General features: G+C 67.9%; 30 protein-coding genes. 1 reads left to right on the top strand and 29 read right to left on the bottom strand.

Going from position 1 to position 17228, the window contains the following annotated elements:
* Positions 1-13 precede the first annotated feature (13 nt).
* From rpsK to rpsJ, 28 genes are all read right to left on the bottom strand, one after another.
* Positions 14-418: a 30S ribosomal protein S11 gene (gene rpsK, locus BGP73_RS13210; RefSeq protein WP_069814524.1), complete on the bottom strand. Its 405-nt coding sequence runs from the start codon at positions 416-418 to the stop codon at positions 14-16.
* A gap of 102 nt (positions 419-520) precedes the next feature.
* Positions 521-901 carry a 30S ribosomal protein S13 gene (gene rpsM / locus BGP73_RS13205; protein WP_069814523.1) on the bottom strand — a complete coding sequence of 127 codons (381 nt, stop codon included), beginning with the start codon at positions 899-901 and terminating at the stop codon, positions 521-523.
* Positions 902-1083: 182 nt separating this feature from the next.
* Positions 1084-1197, bottom strand: a complete 114-nt coding sequence (rpmJ, locus tag BGP73_RS13200; protein ID WP_003956441.1) for a 50S ribosomal protein L36 — start codon at positions 1195-1197, stop codon at positions 1084-1086.
* Positions 1198-1253: 56 nt separating this feature from the next.
* Positions 1254-1475, bottom strand: coding sequence for a translation initiation factor IF-1 (gene infA, locus BGP73_RS13195; RefSeq protein WP_003956442.1), 222 nt, complete (start codon positions 1473-1475; stop codon positions 1254-1256).
* A 248-nt stretch (positions 1476-1723) separates the two neighbouring features.
* The gene (gene map, locus BGP73_RS13190) at positions 1724-2560 is read right to left on the bottom strand and encodes a type I methionyl aminopeptidase (protein WP_069814522.1); all 837 of its coding nucleotides are present in this window, start codon (positions 2558-2560) and stop codon (positions 1724-1726) included.
* Positions 2561-2707: 147 nt separating this feature from the next.
* Positions 2708-3364: an adenylate kinase gene (locus BGP73_RS13185; protein ID WP_069814521.1), complete on the bottom strand. Its 657-nt coding sequence runs from the start codon at positions 3362-3364 to the stop codon at positions 2708-2710.
* Entirely contained in the window at positions 3364-4680 is a 1317-nt protein-coding gene (gene secY / locus BGP73_RS13180; RefSeq protein ID WP_069814520.1) for a preprotein translocase subunit SecY, read from the bottom strand. Before secY ends, BGP73_RS13185 begins: the two co-directional genes overlap by 1 nt.
* Before the next feature lie 211 nt (positions 4681-4891).
* Entirely contained in the window at positions 4892-5347 is a 456-nt protein-coding gene (gene rplO, locus BGP73_RS13175) for a 50S ribosomal protein L15 (protein ID WP_069814519.1), read from the bottom strand.
* 1 nt (position 5348) lies between these two features.
* Entirely contained in the window at positions 5349-5531 is a 183-nt protein-coding gene (rpmD, locus tag BGP73_RS13170; RefSeq protein WP_069814518.1) for a 50S ribosomal protein L30, read from the bottom strand.
* Positions 5531-6133, bottom strand: coding sequence for a 30S ribosomal protein S5 (rpsE, locus tag BGP73_RS13165; protein ID WP_069814517.1), 603 nt, complete (start codon positions 6131-6133; stop codon positions 5531-5533). Before rpsE ends, rpmD begins: the two co-directional genes overlap by 1 nt.
* Before the next feature lie 44 nt (positions 6134-6177).
* Positions 6178-6561, bottom strand: a complete 384-nt coding sequence (gene rplR, locus BGP73_RS13160) for a 50S ribosomal protein L18 (protein ID WP_069814516.1) — start codon at positions 6559-6561, stop codon at positions 6178-6180.
* Positions 6562-6564: 3 nt separating this feature from the next.
* The gene (gene rplF / locus BGP73_RS13155) at positions 6565-7104 is read right to left on the bottom strand and encodes a 50S ribosomal protein L6 (protein ID WP_069814515.1); all 540 of its coding nucleotides are present in this window, start codon (positions 7102-7104) and stop codon (positions 6565-6567) included.
* Positions 7105-7123: 19 nt separating this feature from the next.
* Entirely contained in the window at positions 7124-7522 is a 399-nt protein-coding gene (gene rpsH, locus BGP73_RS13150) for a 30S ribosomal protein S8 (RefSeq protein ID WP_069814514.1), read from the bottom strand.
* Between the two features lie 291 nt (positions 7523-7813).
* A complete protein-coding gene (locus BGP73_RS13145; RefSeq protein WP_003948630.1) occupies positions 7814-7999 on the bottom strand; it encodes a type Z 30S ribosomal protein S14 in 186 nt (61 codons plus the stop codon).
* 2 nt (positions 8000-8001) lie between these two features.
* Positions 8002-8565, bottom strand: coding sequence for a 50S ribosomal protein L5 (gene rplE / locus BGP73_RS13140; RefSeq protein WP_069814513.1), 564 nt, complete (start codon positions 8563-8565; stop codon positions 8002-8004).
* On the bottom strand, positions 8565-8888 hold the full coding sequence (rplX, locus tag BGP73_RS13135; RefSeq protein ID WP_069814512.1) for a 50S ribosomal protein L24: 324 nt from the start codon (positions 8886-8888) through the stop codon (positions 8565-8567). Before rplX ends, rplE begins: the two co-directional genes overlap by 1 nt.
* Positions 8889-8891: 3 nt before the next feature.
* Entirely contained in the window at positions 8892-9260 is a 369-nt protein-coding gene (gene rplN, locus BGP73_RS13130; protein ID WP_069814511.1) for a 50S ribosomal protein L14, read from the bottom strand.
* Between the two features lie 133 nt (positions 9261-9393).
* On the bottom strand, positions 9394-9678 hold the full coding sequence (rpsQ, locus tag BGP73_RS13125; protein WP_069814510.1) for a 30S ribosomal protein S17: 285 nt from the start codon (positions 9676-9678) through the stop codon (positions 9394-9396).
* Positions 9678-9902, bottom strand: coding sequence for a 50S ribosomal protein L29 (rpmC, locus tag BGP73_RS13120; protein WP_069814509.1), 225 nt, complete (start codon positions 9900-9902; stop codon positions 9678-9680). Before rpmC ends, rpsQ begins: the two co-directional genes overlap by 1 nt.
* On the bottom strand, positions 9902-10321 hold the full coding sequence (rplP, locus tag BGP73_RS13115) for a 50S ribosomal protein L16 (protein WP_069814508.1): 420 nt from the start codon (positions 10319-10321) through the stop codon (positions 9902-9904). The genes rpmC and rplP overlap by 1 nt, the downstream gene beginning before the upstream one ends.
* A gap of 5 nt (positions 10322-10326) precedes the next feature.
* Positions 10327-11160 (bottom strand): 30S ribosomal protein S3, encoded by an 834-nt coding sequence (gene rpsC / locus BGP73_RS13110; RefSeq protein ID WP_069814507.1) that lies wholly within the window; start codon positions 11158-11160, stop codon positions 10327-10329.
* Complete coding sequence (gene rplV, locus BGP73_RS13105) at positions 11160-11507, bottom strand: 50S ribosomal protein L22 (protein WP_014054168.1); 348 nt, start codon at positions 11505-11507, stop codon at positions 11160-11162. Before rplV ends, rpsC begins: the two co-directional genes overlap by 1 nt.
* 43 nt (positions 11508-11550) lie before the next feature.
* Positions 11551-11832 (bottom strand): 30S ribosomal protein S19, encoded by a 282-nt coding sequence (gene rpsS / locus BGP73_RS13100; RefSeq protein ID WP_069814506.1) that lies wholly within the window; start codon positions 11830-11832, stop codon positions 11551-11553.
* Between the two features lie 12 nt (positions 11833-11844).
* A complete protein-coding gene (rplB, locus tag BGP73_RS13095) occupies positions 11845-12681 on the bottom strand; it encodes a 50S ribosomal protein L2 (RefSeq protein ID WP_069814505.1) in 837 nt (278 codons plus the stop codon).
* A 39-nt stretch (positions 12682-12720) separates the two neighbouring features.
* On the bottom strand, positions 12721-13140 hold the full coding sequence (gene rplW, locus BGP73_RS13090; protein ID WP_069814504.1) for a 50S ribosomal protein L23: 420 nt from the start codon (positions 13138-13140) through the stop codon (positions 12721-12723).
* Positions 13140-13793: a 50S ribosomal protein L4 gene (rplD, locus tag BGP73_RS13085; protein WP_069814503.1), complete on the bottom strand. Its 654-nt coding sequence runs from the start codon at positions 13791-13793 to the stop codon at positions 13140-13142. Before rplD ends, rplW begins: the two co-directional genes overlap by 1 nt.
* A 7-nt stretch (positions 13794-13800) precedes the next feature.
* On the bottom strand, positions 13801-14445 hold the full coding sequence (rplC, locus tag BGP73_RS13080) for a 50S ribosomal protein L3 (RefSeq protein ID WP_069814502.1): 645 nt from the start codon (positions 14443-14445) through the stop codon (positions 13801-13803).
* Between the two features lie 13 nt (positions 14446-14458).
* A complete protein-coding gene (gene rpsJ, locus BGP73_RS13075; RefSeq protein ID WP_016473429.1) occupies positions 14459-14767 on the bottom strand; it encodes a 30S ribosomal protein S10 in 309 nt (102 codons plus the stop codon).
* Between the two features lie 666 nt (positions 14768-15433).
* On the opposite strand from rpsJ, the gene mgtE reads away from it, so the two are divergent.
* Complete coding sequence (gene mgtE / locus BGP73_RS13070; protein ID WP_069814501.1) at positions 15434-16789, top strand: magnesium transporter; 1356 nt, start codon at positions 15434-15436, stop codon at positions 16787-16789.
* Positions 16790-16856: 67 nt separating this feature from the next.
* Here mgtE and BGP73_RS13065 read toward each other — a convergent pair whose 3' ends face one another.
* Positions 16857-17075, bottom strand: a complete 219-nt coding sequence (locus BGP73_RS13065; RefSeq protein WP_139134555.1) for a hypothetical protein — start codon at positions 17073-17075, stop codon at positions 16857-16859.
* Between the last annotated feature and the right edge of the window lie 153 nt (positions 17076-17228).

Below are 17228 nucleotides of genomic sequence, written 5' to 3'. Positions count from 1 at the left end.
TACTTCAGCTGAATCAGACGCGGCGGCGCTTGGGCGGGCGGCATCCGTTGTGCGGGGTGGGGGTGACGTCCTGGATCGAGCCCACTTCCAGGCCGGTGGCCTGGAGGGAGCGGATCGCGGTCTCCCGACCGGAACCCGGGCCCTTGACGAAGACGTCGACCTTGCGCATGCCGTGCTCCTGCGCCCGACGGGCGGCCGACTCGGCGGCCATCTGCGCGGCGTACGGGGTGGACTTGCGCGAGCCCTTGAAGCCGACGTGGCCGGCCGAGGCCCAGGAGATCACGTTGCCCGTGGGGTCGGTGATCGAGACGATGGTGTTGTTGAACGTGCTCTTGATGTGAGCGTGCCCGTGGGCGACGTTCTTCTTCTCCTTGCGGCGCACCTTCTTGGTGCCCGCCGTACGGCTCTTCGGAGGCATACTTCGAAACTCCTGTGGAGGTGGTCGGTCCTACACGCGGACCGCGTTGGCGTGCGGATTTCCGTGGGTTCGTCAGGAGGCCCGCACAGCGCCCGGTGAGGACTACTTCTTGCCCGGCTTCTTCTTGCCGGCGATCGCGCGACGCGGACCCTTGCGGGTACGGGCGTTGGTGTGGGTGCGCTGGCCGTGCACCGGCAGACCGCGGCGGTGCCGCAGCCCCTGGTAGCAGCCGATCTCGACCTTGCGACGGATGTCGGCCTGGATCTCGCGACGGAGGTCACCCTCGGTCTTGAAGTTGGCCTCGACGTAGTTGCGGATCTGCAGCAGGTCGTCTTCGGTGAGGTCGCGGACCCTGGTGTCCGGGCTCACACCGGTCTTCGCCAGGGTCTCCTGGGCACGGGTGCGCCCGATGCCGAAGACATAGGTGAGGGCGACCTCGACGCGCTTGTCGCGCGGGAGGTCGACGCCTTCAAGGCGTGCCATCTATTGGCTCCTGATCGCTTTCGGAGGTCTTCCGCAGCACCTCTCCCGGTCCGGCCGTCGCCGGCCGTGAGCCAGGTCCCCGGCCTCCTCCGGGGGTGTCATCCCCGCGCGGACGCGGGGACGGGTGACTGCGTATGTACGTATCGTGCGTCGCGCGAAGAACTGCGGGTGCAGGTCCTGCTTCAGCCCTGGCGCTGCTTGTGGCGCAGGTTGTCGCAGATGACCATGACCCGGCCGTGACGGCGGATCACCTTGCACTTGTCGCAGATCTTCTTGACGCTCGGCTTGACCTTCATGGGATGTGAGGTTCTCCGGGTCATGCCGCGGCTCCGCGGAGCGGGGCGACGGCGATCTACTTGTAGCGGTAGACGATCCGGCCGCGCGTCAGGTCGTAGGGGGAGAGCTCCACCACGACCCGGTCGTCCGGGAGGATCCGGATGTAGTGCATCCGCATCTTCCCGCTGATGTGCGCGAGGACCTTGTGACCGTTCTGGAGTTCCACCTTGAACATCGCGTTCGGCAGAGACTCGATCACGGTGCCCTCGATCTCGATGGCACCTTGCTTCTTGGCCACGCTTCGCCTTTCGAATCGGCTACCTTGGTCGACTCCCGACGTGATCCCCGCACGACTGGGAAGATCCGGACGTACAGATGTACTGAACCCACCGGAAGAGCGCACGGGCAGGCGAGAGCCGAAGCGTAAGTCTACGCGACGACCTCTGGAATGACGAATCAGGGATGTTTCCCACCGCCGGAGATCCTTAAGCGCCCTTCCCCCAACGGGTACCCGGCGGAACCGGCCGCCTACCGATCCGGAGCGGGTCAGCCCAGCGGGTCGGGGGCCGCGGTGACCCCGAGTTCGGCGAGCTTCGCCCGGCCCCCGTCGACCGCGGTCAGGACCAGCGGGCCCTCCTCGGTCAGCGCGACCGAGTGCTCCCAGTGGCTGCTCCAGCTGCCGTCGTCGGTCTTGACCGTCCAGTCGTCCTCCAGGACGTGCGTCCGCGGAGTCCCCAGGCTGACCATCGGCTCGATCGCGATGCAGAAACCGGGCACCAGCTTGGGCCCGCGGCCGCGCCGCCGGTCCACGTAGTTCAGCAGATGCGGGTCCATGTGCATCTGGGAGCCGATGCCGTGCCCGCCGTAGTCCTCGACGATCCCGTACTTCCCGGTGCTGGGACGCGGCTGCCGCCGGATGTAACTCTCGATCGCCCGGGAGATGTCGACCAGCCGGTTGCCCTGCTTCACCGCCGCGATCCCGGCCCACATGGACTCCTCGGTCACCCGGCTGAGCTCGTGCAGCTCCGGGCCGTGGCCCTCGCCGACGAAGGCGGTGATCGCAGCGTCCCCGTGCCAGCCCTCGACGATCGCGCCGGCGTCGATGGAGATGATGTCGCCGTCCCTGAGCACGGTCCGGGTGTCCGGGATGCCGTGCACCACCACGTCGTTGACCGAGGTGCAGATGGTGGCCGGGAAGCCGCCGTAGCCCAGGAAGTTGGACTTCGCCCCGTGGTCGGAGAGCACCTGCCGGGCGGCGTCGTCCAGGTCCTTGGTGGTGGCCCCCGGCACGGCCGCGGCGCGGCAGGCCTCGTGCACCCGCGCGACGACCAGCCCGGCCTCACGCATCTTCGCGATCTGTTCCGGAGTCTTGATCTCCACCATCGGGGCTCGCCAGCCTTCTCTCGTATCGGTTCCGATTGTGTTGCGCGGGTTCCCAGCGGCCCGGGGCGGCCCACCGTCACGACAGCGGTACGGCCGCGGTGCCCGACGCAGGCACCGCGGCCGTACCGCGTCGTCGACTGCTCTCGCTCAGGCGGCCTTGGTCCGCAGCGCGTCCATGGCCCGCTCGGTGACCTCGGCGACCCTGCCCATCGCCGAGATCGTCACCACCAGGCCCTTGGCCTGGTAGAAGCCGATGATCGGCTCGGTCTCGCGGTGGTAGACCTCCAGCCGCTTCCGGACCGTCTCCTCGCTGTCGTCGGCCCGCTGGTACAGCTCACCGCCGCACTCGTCGCACCGACCGGCGACCTGCGGCCGCTTGTGGTCGACGTGGAAGGTGTGCGCGGAGTCCGTACGGCAGGTACGCCGGCCGGCGATCCGCTGGACCACCTGGTCCTCGGGGATCTCAAGATCGAGCACGCCGTCCAGGTGGGCCCCGCGCTCGGCGAGGATCTGGTCGAGCGCCTCGGCCTGCGCCAGGTTCCGCGGGAACCCGTCGAGCAGGAAGCCCTCGGCGGCGTCGGGCTGGTCGAGCCGGTCCTTCGCCATCCCGATGGTGACCTCGTCCGGTACCAGCTCGCCGGCGTTCATGTACTCCTGCGCCTGTTTGCCGAGGGCGGTGCCCTGGCCGATGTTGGCACGGAACAGATCACCGGTGGAGACATGCGGGATCGACAGGTTCTCGGCAAGGTACGCGGCCTGCGTTCCCTTGCCGGCTCCCGGAGGACCGACGAGGACGATTCGCATCAGCGGAGGAACCCTTCGTAGTTACGCTGCTGAAGCTGGCTCTCGATCTGCTTCACGGTCTCCAGCCCGACACCCACGATGATGAGGATGCTCGTCCCGCCGAACGGGAAGTTCTGGTTCGCGCTGAACAGCACCAGTGCCACCGTTGGCACCAGCGCGATCAAGCCCAGATACAGCGATCCTGGCCACGTGATCCTGTTGAGCACGTAACTCAGGTACTCAGCAGTGGGGCGACCAGCCCGGATTCCCGGGATGAATCCACCATACTTCTTCATGTTGTCGGCGACTTCCTCGGGGTTGAACGAGATCGCCACATAGAAGAACGCGAAGAACACGATCAGCAGGAAGTACGTGGTGATGTAGACCGGGTGGTCACCCTTGACGAAGTGCTCCTGGATCCAGGTGGCCCAGCCCGCCTGGGAACCGCTGAACTGCACCAGTAGCGCCGGGATGTAGAGCAGCGATGAGGCGAAGATCACGGGGATCACACCCGCCTGGTTGACCTTCAGCGGGATGTAGGTGGAGGTGCCGCCGTAGGACCTGCGCCCGATCATCCGCTTCGCGTACTGCACCGGGATGCGCCGCTGCGCCTGCTCGACGAAGACGACCAGGCCGACGATCGCCAGACCGACGAGGATCACCGCACCGAACTCGACCCAACCGTCGGCGATCTTGCCCTGCTGCTTGATGGCCCACAGCGCACCGGGGAAACCGGCCGCGATCGCGATGAACATCAGGATCGACATGCCGTTGCCGATACCGCGGTCGGTGATCAGTTCGCCCAGCCACATCACCAGCGCGGTGCCCGCGGTCATCGTGATGACCATGGTGACCGTGGTGAAGATGGAGGTGTTGGGCACGATCTGGCCGGCGCGGTCGCAGTTCGGGAAGAGCGAACCGCTGCGGGCGGTGGCCACCAGGCCGGTGCCCTGGAGCACGGCGAGAGCCACCGTCAGGTAACGGGTGTACTGCGTGATCTTCGCAGTACCCGACTGCCCTTCCTTCTTCAACGCCTCCAGCCGCGGGATCACCACGGTGAGGAGCTGCAGGATGATGCTGGCGGTGATGTAGGGCATGATGCCGAGCGCGAAGACGGTCAGCTGCAACAGTGCACCACCGCTGAACATGTTGACCAGGCCGAAGAGGTCGCCGGTCTCGCCCTTCGCGGCGTTCATGCAGTAATTGACGTTGACGTAGCTGACCCCGGGGATCGGAATGTGCGCCCCGAGCCGGAAGAGCACGATGATGCCCAACGTGAACAGCAGCTTCTTGCGCAGGTCGGGCGTCTTGAACGCCCGGGCGAACGCGGTGAGCACGGTGCCTCCTGCGCCCCCCGCGTCAGTCGCGAGAGGTGACGGTCTTGAGGATCGACGAATACGAATCGGTCATATACCACGCGGATGGCGCCCGCGCGGAAGAGAACAGCGTCCGCCACCTTACCGGCGACGGTGCTACTGACGGAACGACCGACCGGGGATGCCCCTGTGGGACATCCCCGGTCGGTCACATCGTCAGGCCCGGACGAACTCAGACGAGCTCGGTCACGGTACCGCCGGCAGCGGTGATCTTCTCCTTGGCGGAGCCGGAGACGGCATCCACCGTCACCTGCAGCGCCACGGTGAGCTCACCCTGGCCGAGCACCTTGACCAGCTCGTTCTTGCGCACCGCACCCTTGGCGACCAGATCGGCCACCGTGACCTCGCCACCCTCGGGGTAGAGCGCGGCGAGCTTGTCCAGGTTCACCACCTGGTACTCGGTACGGAACGGGTTCTTGAAACCCTTGAGCTTCGGGAGACGCATGTGGAGGGGCATCTGCCCACCCTCGAAGCGCTCCGGAACCTGGTAGCGGGCCTTGGTTCCCTTGGTGCCACGACCGGCGGTCTTGCCCTTGGACGCCTCACCACGACCCACCCGGGTCTTGGCGGTCTTGGCGCCCGGGGCGGGCCGGAGGTTGTGGAGCTTCAGCGGGTTCTGCTCCGCCATGTCAGTCGACCTCCTCGACCGTCACGAGGTGCCGCACGGTGTTCGCCATGCCACGGAACTCGGGGCGGTCCTCCTTGACCACCACGTCGTTCAGGCCCTTGAGCCCGAGCGAACGCAGCGTGTCGCGGTGGTTCTGCTTGCTCCCGATGAAGGACTTCGTCTGCGTGATCTTCAGGCGGGCCATCACACACCCGCCCCGGCACGCGCCCGCAGCATCGCGGCGGGGGCGACGTCCTCCAGCGGCAGGCCGCGGCGGGCGGCGATCTCCTCCGGGCGCTGCAGCCCGCGGAGCGCCGCCACCGTGGCGTGCACGATGTTGATCGGGTTGGCCGAGCCGAGCGACTTGCTCAGCACGTCCTGGATGCCCGCGCACTCCAGCACGGCGCGCACCGGGCCACCCGCGATCACACCGGTACCGGGCGAGGCGGGCTTGAGCAGGACGACGCCCGCGGCCTTCTCGCCCTGGATCGGGTGCGGGATGGAGCCCTGGATCCGGGGGACCTTGAAGAAGTGCTTCTTGGCCTCCTCAACACCCTTGGCGATGGCGGCCGGCACCTCCTTGGCCTTCCCGTAACCGACACCCACGGTGCCGTCACCGTCGCCCACCACGACCAGCGCGGTGAAGCTGAAGCGACGACCACCCTTCACGACCTTGGCGACACGATTGATCGCGACGACACGCTCGACGTAAGCCGTCTTCTCGGCGGCTGCGCCACCGTCGCGGCCCTTCCGGTCCCGCCGCTCGCCGCCACCGGCACCGCTTCCGCGGCGCTGGGGTCCAGCCATTGGATTTACCTCTCTCGTTTACGTCCGCTGCTGACGGAACCGGCTCAGAACTTGAGCCCGGCCTCGCGGGCGGCGTCTGCCAGAGCGGCGATCCGCCCGGCGTACTTGTTGCCGCCGCGGTCGAACACGACCGCCTCGACACCTGCGGCCTTGGCACGCTCGGCGACCAGCGCGCCGACCTGCTGGGCCTTGGCGCTCTTGTCGGCCTCTCCACCGCGGATGGAGACGTCCAGGGTGGACGCGGAGACCATGGTGTGGCCCGCGACGTCGTCGATAACCTGGGCGACCATGTGGCGGTTGGAGCGCGTCACCACGAGGCGGGGACGCTCCGCGGTACCGGAGATCCGCTTGCGGACGCGGATGTGACGGCGCTTGGCGGCAGCCCGCTTCCGAGCGTCGCCCTTGGCGATCTTCACACCGAATGCCATGGCTTACTTACCCGCCTTTCCGACCTTGCGCCGGATGACCTCGCCGGCGTATTTGACGCCCTTGGCCTTGTACGGGTCGGGCTTCCGCAGCTTGCGGATGTTCGCCGCGACTTCGCCGACCTTCTGCTTGTCGATGCCCTCGACACTCAGCTTCGTCGGCGAGTCCACCTTGAAGCTGATGCCCTCCGGGGCCTCGATGACGATCGGGTGGCTGTAGCCCAGCGAGAACTCGAGGTTCGAACCCTTCGCCTGGACGCGGTAACCAACACCGCTGATCTCCAGCGCCTTGCTGTATCCCTGGGTCACACCGGTGATCATGTTGGCCACCAGCGTGCGGGAGAGGCCGTGCAGGGCCCTGCTCTCACGCTCGTCGTTCGGACGGGTCACCTCGATGGCGCCCTCGTCGTTCCTCGCGACGTCGATGGGCGCGGCGACGGTGTGGGAGAGGGAACCCTTGGGTCCCTTCACCTGGACCGTGCGGCCATCGATGGTGACGTCCACACCGGCGGGAACCGGGATGGGGAGCTTGCCGATACGCGACATTGCTGTTCCTCCTTCCCGACTACCAGACGTAGGCGAGGACTTCCCCGCCCACACCCTTCTTTGCAGCCTGCTGACCGGTGAGCAGTCCGTGCGACGTGGAGATGATCGCCACGCCCAGGCCGCCCAGCACCCTCGGCAGGTTGGTGGACTTTGCGTAGACCCGCAGCCCCGGCTTCGAGATCCGCTTGATGCCAGCGATCGAGCGCTCGCGGTTCGGGCCGAACTTCAGCTGGAGGACGAGGTTCTTGCCGACCTCGGCGTCCTCGGTCTTCCAGCCGGTGATGAAGCCCTCCTGCTGGAGGATCTCCGCGATGTGCGACTTGATCTTGCTGTGCGGCATCACGACGGAGTCGTGGTAAGCCGAGTTTGCGTTTCGCAGACGGGTCAACATGTCTGCGATCGGGTCGGTCATGGTCATGATGGCCTTCGGCCTCTCTCGCCGGGGTTTCCCTATGTGCGCTGTCCCTCTCCCCGAGACTCACGTTCGGGACGGGTGCGGCGCGGGGGACCTACGGCGTAGTAAGTGTCATAGCGGGTCGAACCCGCGGACGGCCTTGGGCGGCGAGCGCCCAACCCTTCCACCCTACGTGAGGGCCTCGGGCTGGTGCTCGCCGTCCCTTTGCTTACCGAGAGTCCGGTGGGGCCCGCCCGTCTCACCGCCCCCGGCCCGGCTTCTGGCCGGAGCCGGCGGCGGCAGACGGAGCGGGTCCTACCAGGAGCTCTTGGTCACGCCCGGCAGCTCGCCGCGGTGGGCCATCTCACGGAGGCACACGCGGCAGAGGCCGAACTTGCGGTAGACGGAGTGGGGCCGGCCGCAGCGCTGGCAGCGGGTGTACCCGCGGACGCCGAACTTCGGCTTACGAGCGGCCTTAGCGATCAGAGCCTTCTTCGCCACGGTCAGTTCTCCTTGAACGGGAAGCCGAGGTGACGCAGGAGGGCCCGGCCCTCTTCGTCGTTGGTCGCCGTGGTGACCACGGTGATGTCCATGCCCCGGACCCGGTCGATCTTGTCCTGGTCGATCTCGTGGAACATGACCTGCTCCGTGAGACCGAAGGTGTAGTTGCCCCGGCCGTCGAACTGCTTCGGCGACAGACCGCGGAAGTCACGGATCCGCGGCAGCGCCAGGGACAGCAGCCGGTCCAGGAACTCCCACATCCGGTCGCCCCGGAGGGTGACGTGGCAGCCGATGGGCTGTCCCTCGCGCAGCTTGAACTGCGCGATCGACTTGCGGGCCTTGGTCACGGACGGCTTCTGACCGGTGATCGTGGCGAGGTCGCGGACGGCCCCGTCGATCAGCTTGGAGTCGCGGGCGGCGTCGCCCACACCCATGTTGACCACGATCTTGGTCAGCCCCGGGATCTGCATGACGTTCTCGTAGGAGAACTCGTCACGCAGCTTGCCGGCGATCTCGTCCCGGTAGCGCTGCTTGAGGCGCGGTGCGTTGGTGGTGGTGGCAGTCATCAGATGTCCTCACCGGTCCGCCTGGCAACGCGGATCTTGTTGCCCTCGTCGTCGAAGCGGTAGCCGACCCGGGTGACGACCTTCTTGCCGTCCTTCTCCACCACGAGCTGAACGTTGCTCACGTGGATCGGGGCCTCGGTCGTCACGATGCCACCGGTCTTCGAGCCACGGGCGCTCTGACCGGCCTTGGTGTGCTTCTTGACCCGGTTGACACCCTCGACGAGGACGCGGGACTCGGTCGGGAAGGCCTTGATGACCTTGCCCTGCTTGCCCCTGTCCTTGCCGGTGATGACCTGGACCAGGTCGCCCTTCTTGATCTTCATCGGCTACAGCACCTCCGGCGCCAGCGAGATGATCTTCATGAACTTCTTCTCGCGCAGCTCGCGGCCCACCGGGCCGAAGATACGGGTGCCCCGGGGGTCACCGTCGTTCTTGAGGATGACGGCCGCGTTCTCGTCGAAGCGGATGTACGAGCCGTCCGAGCGACGCCGCTCCTTGACGGTGCGAACGATGACCGCCTTGAGGACGTCACCCTTCTTCACGTTGCCGCCCGGGATCGCGTCCTTCACGGTGGCGACGATGACATCGCCGATGCCCGCGTAGCGGCGACCCGAACCGCCGAGAACACGGACGCAAAGGATCTCCTTCGCGCCAGTGTTGTCGGCGACACGCAGTCGCGACTCCTGCTGGATCACGTCTATCTCCTGATCGTCTGCCGGTTCCCGGTGGGAGGGCGCTGGCCGCACCCTCCCACCGAGCCTGGCGGAACCGTCCTGAAGGAGGGACCTTCAGGCTTTGTCTGGCGGAAATCCCCTAGCGGGAATTGCCTTACTTGGCCTTCTCGAGGATCTCGACGACGCGCCAGCGCTTGGTCGCGGACAGCGGCCGGGTCTCCATCAGGAGGACGCGGTCGCCGACACCCGCGGCGTTCTGCTCGTCGTGCGCCTTGAGCTTGTTGGTACGGCGGATGACCTTGCCGTACAGCGCGTGCTTGACGCGGTCCTCGACGGCGACGACGACGGTCTTGTCCATCTTGTCGCCGACGACGAGGCCCTCGCGGGTCTTGCGGAAGCCGCGCTGGTTCTTTGTCTCAGTCACATTCGTCTCGCTCATCAGGCGCTCTCCACCGATTCGATGCCGAGCTCGCGCTCCCGCATCAGGGTGTAGATCCGGGCGATGTCCTTGCGGACGGCCTTCAGCCGGCCGTGGTTCTCGAGCTGTCCGGTCGCCGCCTGGAAGCGGAGGTTGAACAGCTCCTCCTTGGCCTCACGCAGCTTCGCAACGAGGTCCTCGTTGTTCAGCTCGCGCAGCTCGGACGCCGTGGTTCCGGCCGCCATCACGACTCACCTGCCTCGCGCCGGACGATCCGGCACTTCATCGGAAGCTTGTGGGCGGCGCGTGTCAGCGCCTCCCGAGCCACCTTCTCGTTCGGGTAGGACAGCTCGAACATCACCCGGCCGGGCTTCACGTTCGCGACCCACCACTCCGGCGAGCCCTTACCGGAACCCATGCGGGTCTCGGCGGGCTTCTTGGTCAGCGGGCGGTCCGGGTAGATGTTGATCCAGACCTTGCCGCCACGCTTGATGTGGCGGGTCATGGCGATACGAGCGGACTCGATCTGGCGGTTGGTCACGTAGGCCGGGGTGACCGCCTGGATGCCGTACTCGCCGAACGCAAGCTCGGTACCGCCCTTGGCCATGCCGTTGCGCTTCGGGTGGTGCTGCTTGCGGTGCTTGACCCTACGGGGGATCAGCATGACGGTCAGGCCTCCGTTCCGGCGCTCTGAGAGGTTCCTGCCTCGGCCGCCGGAGCGGCAGCGGCGCGCGCCTCGGCCTTGGGGGCCTCGGCAGCGGCCGGCTGCTGACGGCGGCCGCCGCGGCGCTCGCCACCACGGCCACGGGCCGGGCGCTCGCCCCGGGAGGGGCGGTTGCCGGCGCGGGCCGCGGCGTTCTCGGCGCGAACCTCGGCGATGTTCTTGACGTCGCCCTTGTAGATCCAGACCTTCACACCGATCCGGCCGAAGGTCGTCCGGGCCTCGAAGAAGCCGTAGTCGACGTTGGCCCGCAGGGTGTGCAGGGGCACCCGGCCCTCACGGTAGAACTCCGAGCGGGACATCTCGGCGCCGCCGAGACGGCCACCGCACTGGATCTTGATGCCCTTGGCCCCGGCCTTCATGGTCGACTGCATGCTCTTGCGCATGGCGCGACGGAAGGAGACCCGGGAGGAGAGCTGCTCGGCGACGGCCTGCGCGACCAGCTGGGCATCGGTCTCGGGGTTCTTGACCTCGAGGATGTTCAGCTGGACCTGCTTGCCGGTGAGCTTCTCCAGCTCGCCGCGGATGCGGTCGGCCTCCGCGCCGCGACGGCCGATGACGATGCCCGGCCGGGCGGTGTGGATGTCGACGCGGACACGCTCACGGGTGCGCTCGATCTCCACCTTGGAGATCCCGGCCCGCTCCATGCCCTTCGTCATCATCCGGCGGATGGCGACGTCTTCCTTGACGTAGTCCTTGTACAGCTTGTCGGCGTACCACCGGGACTTGAAGTCGGTGGTGACCCCGAGCCGGAACCCGTGCGGGTTTACCTTCTGGCCCATTACCGGGTTCCTTCCTTGCTGCTGACGACCACGGTGATGTGGCTGGTCCGCTTGCGGATCCGGTAGGCGCGACCCTGCGCACGCGGACGGAACCGCTTCAGGGTCGGGCCCTCGTCGACGTACGCCTCGGAGATGACGAGGCTGTCGGCATCGGTGTGGTCGTAGTTGTGGGCGGCGTTGGCAATGGCACTGTCGAGCACCTTGCCCACCGGCACGCTCGCGGCCTGCGGGGCGAAACGCAGGACCGCCTGAGCCTCCGTGGCGCTCATGCCACGGATGAGGTCCACCACGCGGCGGGCCTTCATGGGCGTGACGCGGATGTACCGCGCCTGGGCCCTGGCTTCCATGGTTGTCCCTTCGGTGTCAGTCATAGTCTTCGCACTCCGCCGATCAACGACGCCGCGACTTGCGGTCGTCCTTCTCGTGGCCGCGGAAGGTGCGGGTCGGCGCAAACTCGCCGAGCTTGTGGCCGACCATCGACTCGGTGATGAACACCGGGACGTGCTTGCGGCCGTCGTGCACCGCGATCGTGTGGCCGAGCATGGCCGGGACGATCATGGAGCGGCGGGACCAGGTCTTGATGACGTTCTTGGAACCTGCGTCGTTCTGCGTGTCCACCTTCTTGATCAGGTGGTCGTCGACGAAGGGTCCCTTCTTGAGACTGCGCGGCATCTGAACCCGCTCCTAGCGCTTCTTGTTCGTCTTGCGGCGGCGGACGATGTACTTGTTGCTGGCCTTCTTCGGCGAGCGAGTACGACCCTCCTTCTGACCCCAGGGCGAGACCGGGTGGCGACCACCGGAGCTCTTGCCCTCACCACCACCGTGCGGGTGGTCGACGGGGTTCATGGCCACACCGCGGACGCCCGGGCGGACACCCTTCCAGCGCATACGGCCGGCCTTGCCCCAGCTGATGTTCGACTGCTCGGCGTTGCCGACCTCGCCGACGGTGGCGCGGCAGCGGACGTCGACCAGGCGGACCTCGCCGGAGGGCATGCGGAGGTGGGCGTAGGAGCCCTCCTTCGCCAGCAGCTGCACGGAGGAACCCGCCGAGCGGGCGATCTTCGCGCCGCCGCCGGGCCGCAGCTCGATGGCGTGGATGGTCGTACCGACCGGGATGTGACGCAGCGGGAGGTTGTTCCCCGGCTTGATGTCGGCCCCCGGGCCGTTCTCGACACGCGCTCCCTGGCCGAGGCCGGCCGGCGCCAGGATGTAGCGCTTCTCGCCGTCCACGTAGTGCAGGAGCGCGATGCGCGCGGTGCGGTTCGGGTCGTACTCGATGTGCGCGACCTTGGCCGGCACGCCGTCCTTGTCGTGACGACGGAAGTCGATCACGCGGAAGGCGCGCTTGTGGCCACCGCCCTGGTGGCGAACGGTCACACGACCGGTGTTGTTACGGCCGCCCTTGTTGTGCAGCGGGCGGACCAGCGACTTCTCCGGCGTGGACCGCGTGATCTCGACGAAGTCGGCGACGCTGGAGCCACGACGGCCCGGAGTCGTCGGCTTGTACTTGCGGATACCCATTTCTTAGTCCTCGTCCGATATCGGACGACTCGGACTCCCTTAGGAGACCGGGCCGCCGAAGATGTCGATACGGTCGCCCTCGGCGAGGGTCACGATGGCGCGCTTGGTGTCCTTGCGCTTGCCGTAACCGGTCCGGGTCCGCTTGCGCTTGCCCTGCCGGTTGATCGTGTTGACCCCGGTGACCTTGACCGAGAAGACCGTCTCCACGGCCTGCTTGATCTGGGTCTTGTTGGCGCGCGGGTCGACGATGAACGTGTACTTGTTCTCGTCGAGCAGCGCGTAGCTCTTCTCCGAAACGACCGGCTTGACCAGGACGTCACGGGGCTCCGTGAACGCCTTGCTCGCCGGTGTCTCGACGGTGTTCTTGCCCTCGGCGGCGTGGCGCCTCGCCTTCGCGACGCGCGCGGCCTTGGCGGCCTTGGCTGCCTTGGAGGCAATGCTCGGGTGACGCGTAGCCATCAGGCCTCGCTCCCTTCGGCGGTCTCGTTGGCCCTGGGGCCGGACACGAAGGACTCAAAGGCGGCCTGGGTGAAGACCACGTCGTCGGAGACGAGCACGTCGTACGTGTTCAGCTGACCGGGCTCCAGGATGCGGACCTGGGGCAGGTTACGGGTGGACAGCCAGGTGGCCTCGTCACCGCGGTCGGCGACCAGGAGCACGTTCTTCCGCTCACTGATCTTGCCGAGCAGCGTCTTCGCGGCCTTGGTGGAGATCGCGCCGTCGACCACGCCGGAGACGACGTGGACCCGGCTGTGGCGCGCCCGGTCGGTGAGGGCACCGCGGAGCGCGGCGGCCTTCATCTTCTTCGGGGTCCGCTGCGAGTAGTCGCGCGGCACCGGTCCGTGCACCACTCCACCGCCGGCGAACTGCGGGGCGCGGGTCGAACCCTGACGGGCGCGGCCGGTGCCCTTCTGGCGGTAAGGCTTCTTGCCACCACCGCGGACCTCGCCGCGGGTCTTGGTCTTGTGCGTGCCCTGGCGGGCAGCGGCCAGCTGGGCGACGACGACCTGGTGGATCAGCGGAATGCTGACCTTCGCGTCGAAGATCTCCGGGGGGAGCTCGACGGTCCCGGCCTTGTCGCCTGCCGGCGAAAGGATGTCAATGGTGCTCATCGTTACCTCAGGCCCCCTTGGCCGCGGTACGGACCAGGACGAGGCCGCCGTTCGGACCGGGCACCGCTCCCTTGATCAGGAGCAGACCCTTCTCCGCGTCAACGGCATGGACGGTCAGGTTCTGGGTGGTGACCCGCTCGTTGCCCATGCGGCCCGCCATGCGCAGGCCCTTGAACACACGGCCCGGGGTGGCGCAGCCACCGATCGAGCCCGGCGAGCGGTGCTTGCGGTGGGTGCCGTGCGCGGCACCGAGGCCACCGAAGCCATGGCGCTTCATGACACCGGCGGTGCCCTTGCCCTTGCTGGTGCCGGTCACGTCGACCTTCACGCCGGAGTCGAACACCTCGGCGGAGATCTCCTGGCCGAGCGTGTACTCGCCGGCGTCGGCGGTCCGCAGCTCCACCAGGTGGCGGCGCGGGGTGACGTCGGCCTTGGCGAAGTGGCCCTTGAGGGGCTTGTTCACCTTGCGCGGGTCGATCTCGCCGAAGGCGATCTGGACGGCGTCGTAGCCGTCCCTGTCATCGGTACGGACCTGGGTGACGACGCAGGGCCCGGCCTTGACGACGGTGACCGGGACGACGCGGTTGTTCTCGTCCCACACCTGCGTCATGCCGAGCTTCTCGCCCAGGACGCCCTTGATCTGCTTAGCCATCTCGCGCGTCACCTCAGAGCTTGATCTCGATGTCGACGCCCGCCGGCAGGTCGAGACGCATGAGCGAGTCGACCGTCTTCGGCGTGGGGTCGAGGATGTCGATGAGGCGCTTGTGCGTACGCATCTCGAAGTGCTCGCGCGAGTCCTTGTACTTGTGCGGCGACTTGATGACGCAGTACACGTTCTTCTCTGTGGGCAGCGGCACCGGGCCCGCGACCGACGCACCAGTCCTGGTCACCGTCTCGACGATCTTCTTCGCCGAGTTGTCGATGACCTCGTGGTCGTAGGCCTTGAGCCGGATGCGGATCTTCTGTCCCGCCATGGCTACTTCGTAGTCCTGTCTCTCGTCACGCTCTGGGACCCGGCGGGTTGCGCTCTTCTCCGACCCACGCGGTCGGGCGTGTCGCGCCCCCGGTGACGGCGTTCCTCGCGGAATCTCCCTGCCAGGGATGCGGCCCGAGGCCACGGAACCGGGAGGAAGAACCCCACCGGGCGTCTGGTCGGCGCCCCGCTGACACTTCCCGGAAGATTCCCGTACTTCCGCCCCTGCGCCTGAGGCGCACAGCATGGGACGACGAATACCTGGGACTCGCTTCCGGTCCTCCCGGTGGGAGGCGTACAGCATCGGCACACAACCGAGCAACCTGAACAGTGTGCCATACGGGTCGGAGCGCTGACCAATCGCGGCCCAGGATCGTACCCCGGGCGGCGGCCGGGGCAAACATCCGGTCGATCCCCCGCGTCGAGTGAGCTGCGCTGCGGGTTTCGTCCGTGCGGGGAGATCGGGGTTAACCTGCCTTCGGCCCCGGGGAACCGGTGAGCTCAGGAGCGAGACGGTTGGAGGTGGTCGCTGTGTCCAGCGAGCCTCCTGGTCGACCATCGCACGCCGCGGCCCCACCCCGCCGTCCGCACTGACCGAGCGGCGAGTGGTGCGGCCCGGCGCTCCCACGAGACCACCGGCCACTCCCGTTCGAGGTGTCCCCCGCTCATGACGCAATCCCAGCTGCCCGACGAGCTGCCCGTCCGCCTCCAGACCGCGCTGGACCGGCACGACCTCAGCGAAGCCCAGCACTGGCTCGACGAACACCCGCCCCACCTGATCGCGGACGAACTGGCCCGGATGGGCTCGGTCGACGCCGTGGTCGCCTTCCGCCTCCTCCACAAGGACCGGGCCATCATGGTCTTCGAGGAGCTGGATCCGGTGGACCAGCAGGCGGTCCTGATGGGGTTGCGCGACAGCTCCTTCCACGAACTGGTCGAGGCGATGGAGCCGGACGACCGGGTCCGGATGCTCCATGAGGCACCGGCCAAGGTCGTCCAGCGGGTGCTTGCCGGGCTGAGCCCCGGCAAGCGGCGGCAGACCGCTGCGCTGCTCGGCTACCCCGAGGACGCCGTCGGCCGCTACATGAACCCCGAGACGGTGCCGCTGCACCAGCAGTTGACGGTGGCCGAGGCGCTGGAGCGGGTCCGGGCCAGGGGCGGGCGGACCAAGACCGTCTACACCCTCCCGGTGGTCGACTCCGGGCGGCGGCTGACCGGCATCGTCGAACTCCGCGACCTGGTGCTGAGCGCGCCGGAGCGCACCGTGGCCGAACTCGTCGACACCGAGGCCCCGCAGGCCCAGGCCACCGACCCGGCCGAGGAAGCGGCCCGGCTGATGCGCGAGACCAACGTCCTCGACCTTCCCGTGGTGGACAGCGAGAACCGGCTGGTGGGGCTGCTCAGCATCGACGACGCCGTCGAGGTGATCGAGGCCGCCGACACCGAGGACGTCGCCCGCCAGTCGGGCTCCACGCCCTGGGCGGGCCACTACATGGCAGCCACCGTCTGGCAGCTCGCCCGCTACCGGGTGGTGTGGCTGCTGCTCCTGCTGCTCGCCGCCACGCTCACCGTGACCGTCACCCAGTTCTTCGAGACCACGCTGGAGGAGGTAACCCAGCTGGCGATGTTCATCCCGCTGCTGATCGGGACCGGGGGCAACGCCGGCGCCCAGGCGGCGACCGCGGCCGTGCGGGCCCTGGCGGTGGGCGAGGTCCGCGGCTCGGACCTGCTGGCGGTCATCTGGCGGGAATGCCGCGTGGGGCTCATCCTGGGGCTCCTGTTGGCCGCCCTCGGACTGGCGGTCGGCAGCCTCTTCGTCGGCACCGACATCGCGCTGGTGGTCGGCATCGCGCTGGTGGTCATCTGCGCCTGGGCGGCGACCGTGGGCGGCACCATGCCACTGCTGGCCAAACGGCTGCGGATCGACCCCGCGGTGGTCTCGGCGCCCATGGTCACCACGCTGGTGGACGCCACCGGCCTGGTGATCTACTTCCTCACCGCCCGGATCGTACTGGGCCTCTGACCCCCTCCCCGGCCGCCGGCGCACCTTCCGGAGGAGGTGACGGTGGCTCCGGGCGAGCGGTCGGCCGTTATTGCGGGCAACCCCCCTGAGCGGGGACCTGGCCGCCGCCGAAGGTGCCGGCGCCATCACCGAGGAGCATCCTCCGCGGCGAGTACCCGCACCAGGTCCCCACACCGAACTCACCGAGTGCGCTCCGGTTCACCGATCTGGAGTCGGTCGGTGCCGGGAGGCCCACCTCGGTGAGTTCCTCGCCCCGACCGAGGACGTCCAGTCGTACTTCGGACACGAGGTGGCCCACCTCCCGCCTCCGACCAGGACCGAGGAGTAGACGGCCGAGGGGGCCCGGGAACGCCGAAGGGCCTGTACGACCGGAGTCGTACAGGCCCTTCGCCGTCTGTGGCCGGCTCCCGGCACCCGCTGGCGGGGCCTAAGAGCGACA

This window comes from Streptomyces sp. TP-A0874, assembly GCF_001748085.1.
Classification (GTDB): domain Bacteria; phylum Actinomycetota; class Actinomycetes; order Streptomycetales; family Streptomycetaceae; genus Streptomyces.
This window is presented reverse-complemented; position numbering and strand designations above follow the sequence as displayed.

Excerpts from the sequence above, each read along its gene's own strand:
- mgtE (WP_069814501.1), top strand. The coding sequence starts at position 15,434 with ATGACGCAATCCCAGCTGCCCGACGAGCTGCCCGTCCGCCTCCAGACC.
- rpsE (WP_069814517.1), bottom strand. The coding sequence starts at position 6,133 with ATGGCTGGACCCCAGCGCCGCGGAAGCGGTGCCGGTGGCGGCGAGCGG.
- rplC (WP_069814502.1), bottom strand. The coding sequence starts at position 14,445 with ATGGCTAAGCAGATCAAGGGCGTCCTGGGCGAGAAGCTCGGCATGACG.
- map (WP_069814522.1), bottom strand. The coding sequence starts at position 2,560 with ATGGTGGAGATCAAGACTCCGGAACAGATCGCGAAGATGCGTGAGGCC.
- rpsQ (WP_069814510.1), bottom strand. The coding sequence starts at position 9,678 with ATGAGCGAGACGAATGTGACTGAGACAAAGAACCAGCGCGGCTTCCGC.
- rplD (WP_069814503.1), bottom strand. The coding sequence starts at position 13,793 with ATGAGCACCATTGACATCCTTTCGCCGGCAGGCGACAAGGCCGGGACC.
- rplO (WP_069814519.1), bottom strand. The coding sequence starts at position 5,347 with ATGGCGGAGCAGAACCCGCTGAAGCTCCACAACCTCCGGCCCGCCCCG.
- rplW (WP_069814504.1), bottom strand. The coding sequence starts at position 13,140 with ATGGCTACGCGTCACCCGAGCATTGCCTCCAAGGCAGCCAAGGCCGCC.
- rpmC (WP_069814509.1), bottom strand. The coding sequence starts at position 9,902 with ATGGCGGCCGGAACCACGGCGTCCGAGCTGCGCGAGCTGAACAACGAG.
- rplE (WP_069814513.1), bottom strand. The coding sequence starts at position 8,565 with ATGACTGCCACCACCACCAACGCACCGCGCCTCAAGCAGCGCTACCGG.
- rplV (WP_014054168.1), bottom strand. The coding sequence starts at position 11,507 with ATGGAAGCCAGGGCCCAGGCGCGGTACATCCGCGTCACGCCCATGAAG.
- rplF (WP_069814515.1), bottom strand. The coding sequence starts at position 7,104 with ATGTCGCGTATCGGCAAGCTCCCCATCCCGGTTCCCGCCGGTGTGGAC.
- rplR (WP_069814516.1), bottom strand. The coding sequence starts at position 6,561 with ATGGCATTCGGTGTGAAGATCGCCAAGGGCGACGCTCGGAAGCGGGCT.
- rpsH (WP_069814514.1), bottom strand. The coding sequence starts at position 7,522 with ATGACCATGACCGACCCGATCGCAGACATGTTGACCCGTCTGCGAAAC.
- rpsS (WP_069814506.1), bottom strand. The coding sequence starts at position 11,832 with ATGCCGCGCAGTCTCAAGAAGGGACCCTTCGTCGACGACCACCTGATC.
- rpsC (WP_069814507.1), bottom strand. The coding sequence starts at position 11,160 with ATGGGCCAGAAGGTAAACCCGCACGGGTTCCGGCTCGGGGTCACCACC.
- rplB (WP_069814505.1), bottom strand. The coding sequence starts at position 12,681 with ATGGGTATCCGCAAGTACAAGCCGACGACTCCGGGCCGTCGTGGCTCC.
- rpsK (WP_069814524.1), bottom strand. The coding sequence starts at position 418 with ATGCCTCCGAAGAGCCGTACGGCGGGCACCAAGAAGGTGCGCCGCAAG.
- rplX (WP_069814512.1), bottom strand. The coding sequence starts at position 8,888 with ATGAAGATCAAGAAGGGCGACCTGGTCCAGGTCATCACCGGCAAGGAC.
- rpsJ (WP_016473429.1), bottom strand. The coding sequence starts at position 14,767 with ATGGCGGGACAGAAGATCCGCATCCGGCTCAAGGCCTACGACCACGAG.
- rplP (WP_069814508.1), bottom strand. The coding sequence starts at position 10,321 with ATGCTGATCCCCCGTAGGGTCAAGCACCGCAAGCAGCACCACCCGAAG.
- rpmJ (WP_003956441.1), bottom strand. The coding sequence starts at position 1,197 with ATGAAGGTCAAGCCGAGCGTCAAGAAGATCTGCGACAAGTGCAAGGTG.
- BGP73_RS13185 (WP_069814521.1), bottom strand. The coding sequence starts at position 3,364 with ATGCGAATCGTCCTCGTCGGTCCTCCGGGAGCCGGCAAGGGAACGCAG.
- rpsM (WP_069814523.1), bottom strand. The coding sequence starts at position 901 with ATGGCACGCCTTGAAGGCGTCGACCTCCCGCGCGACAAGCGCGTCGAG.
- rpmD (WP_069814518.1), bottom strand. The coding sequence starts at position 5,531 with ATGGCCCGCCTGAAGATCACGCAGACGAAGTCCTTCATCGGGAGCAAG.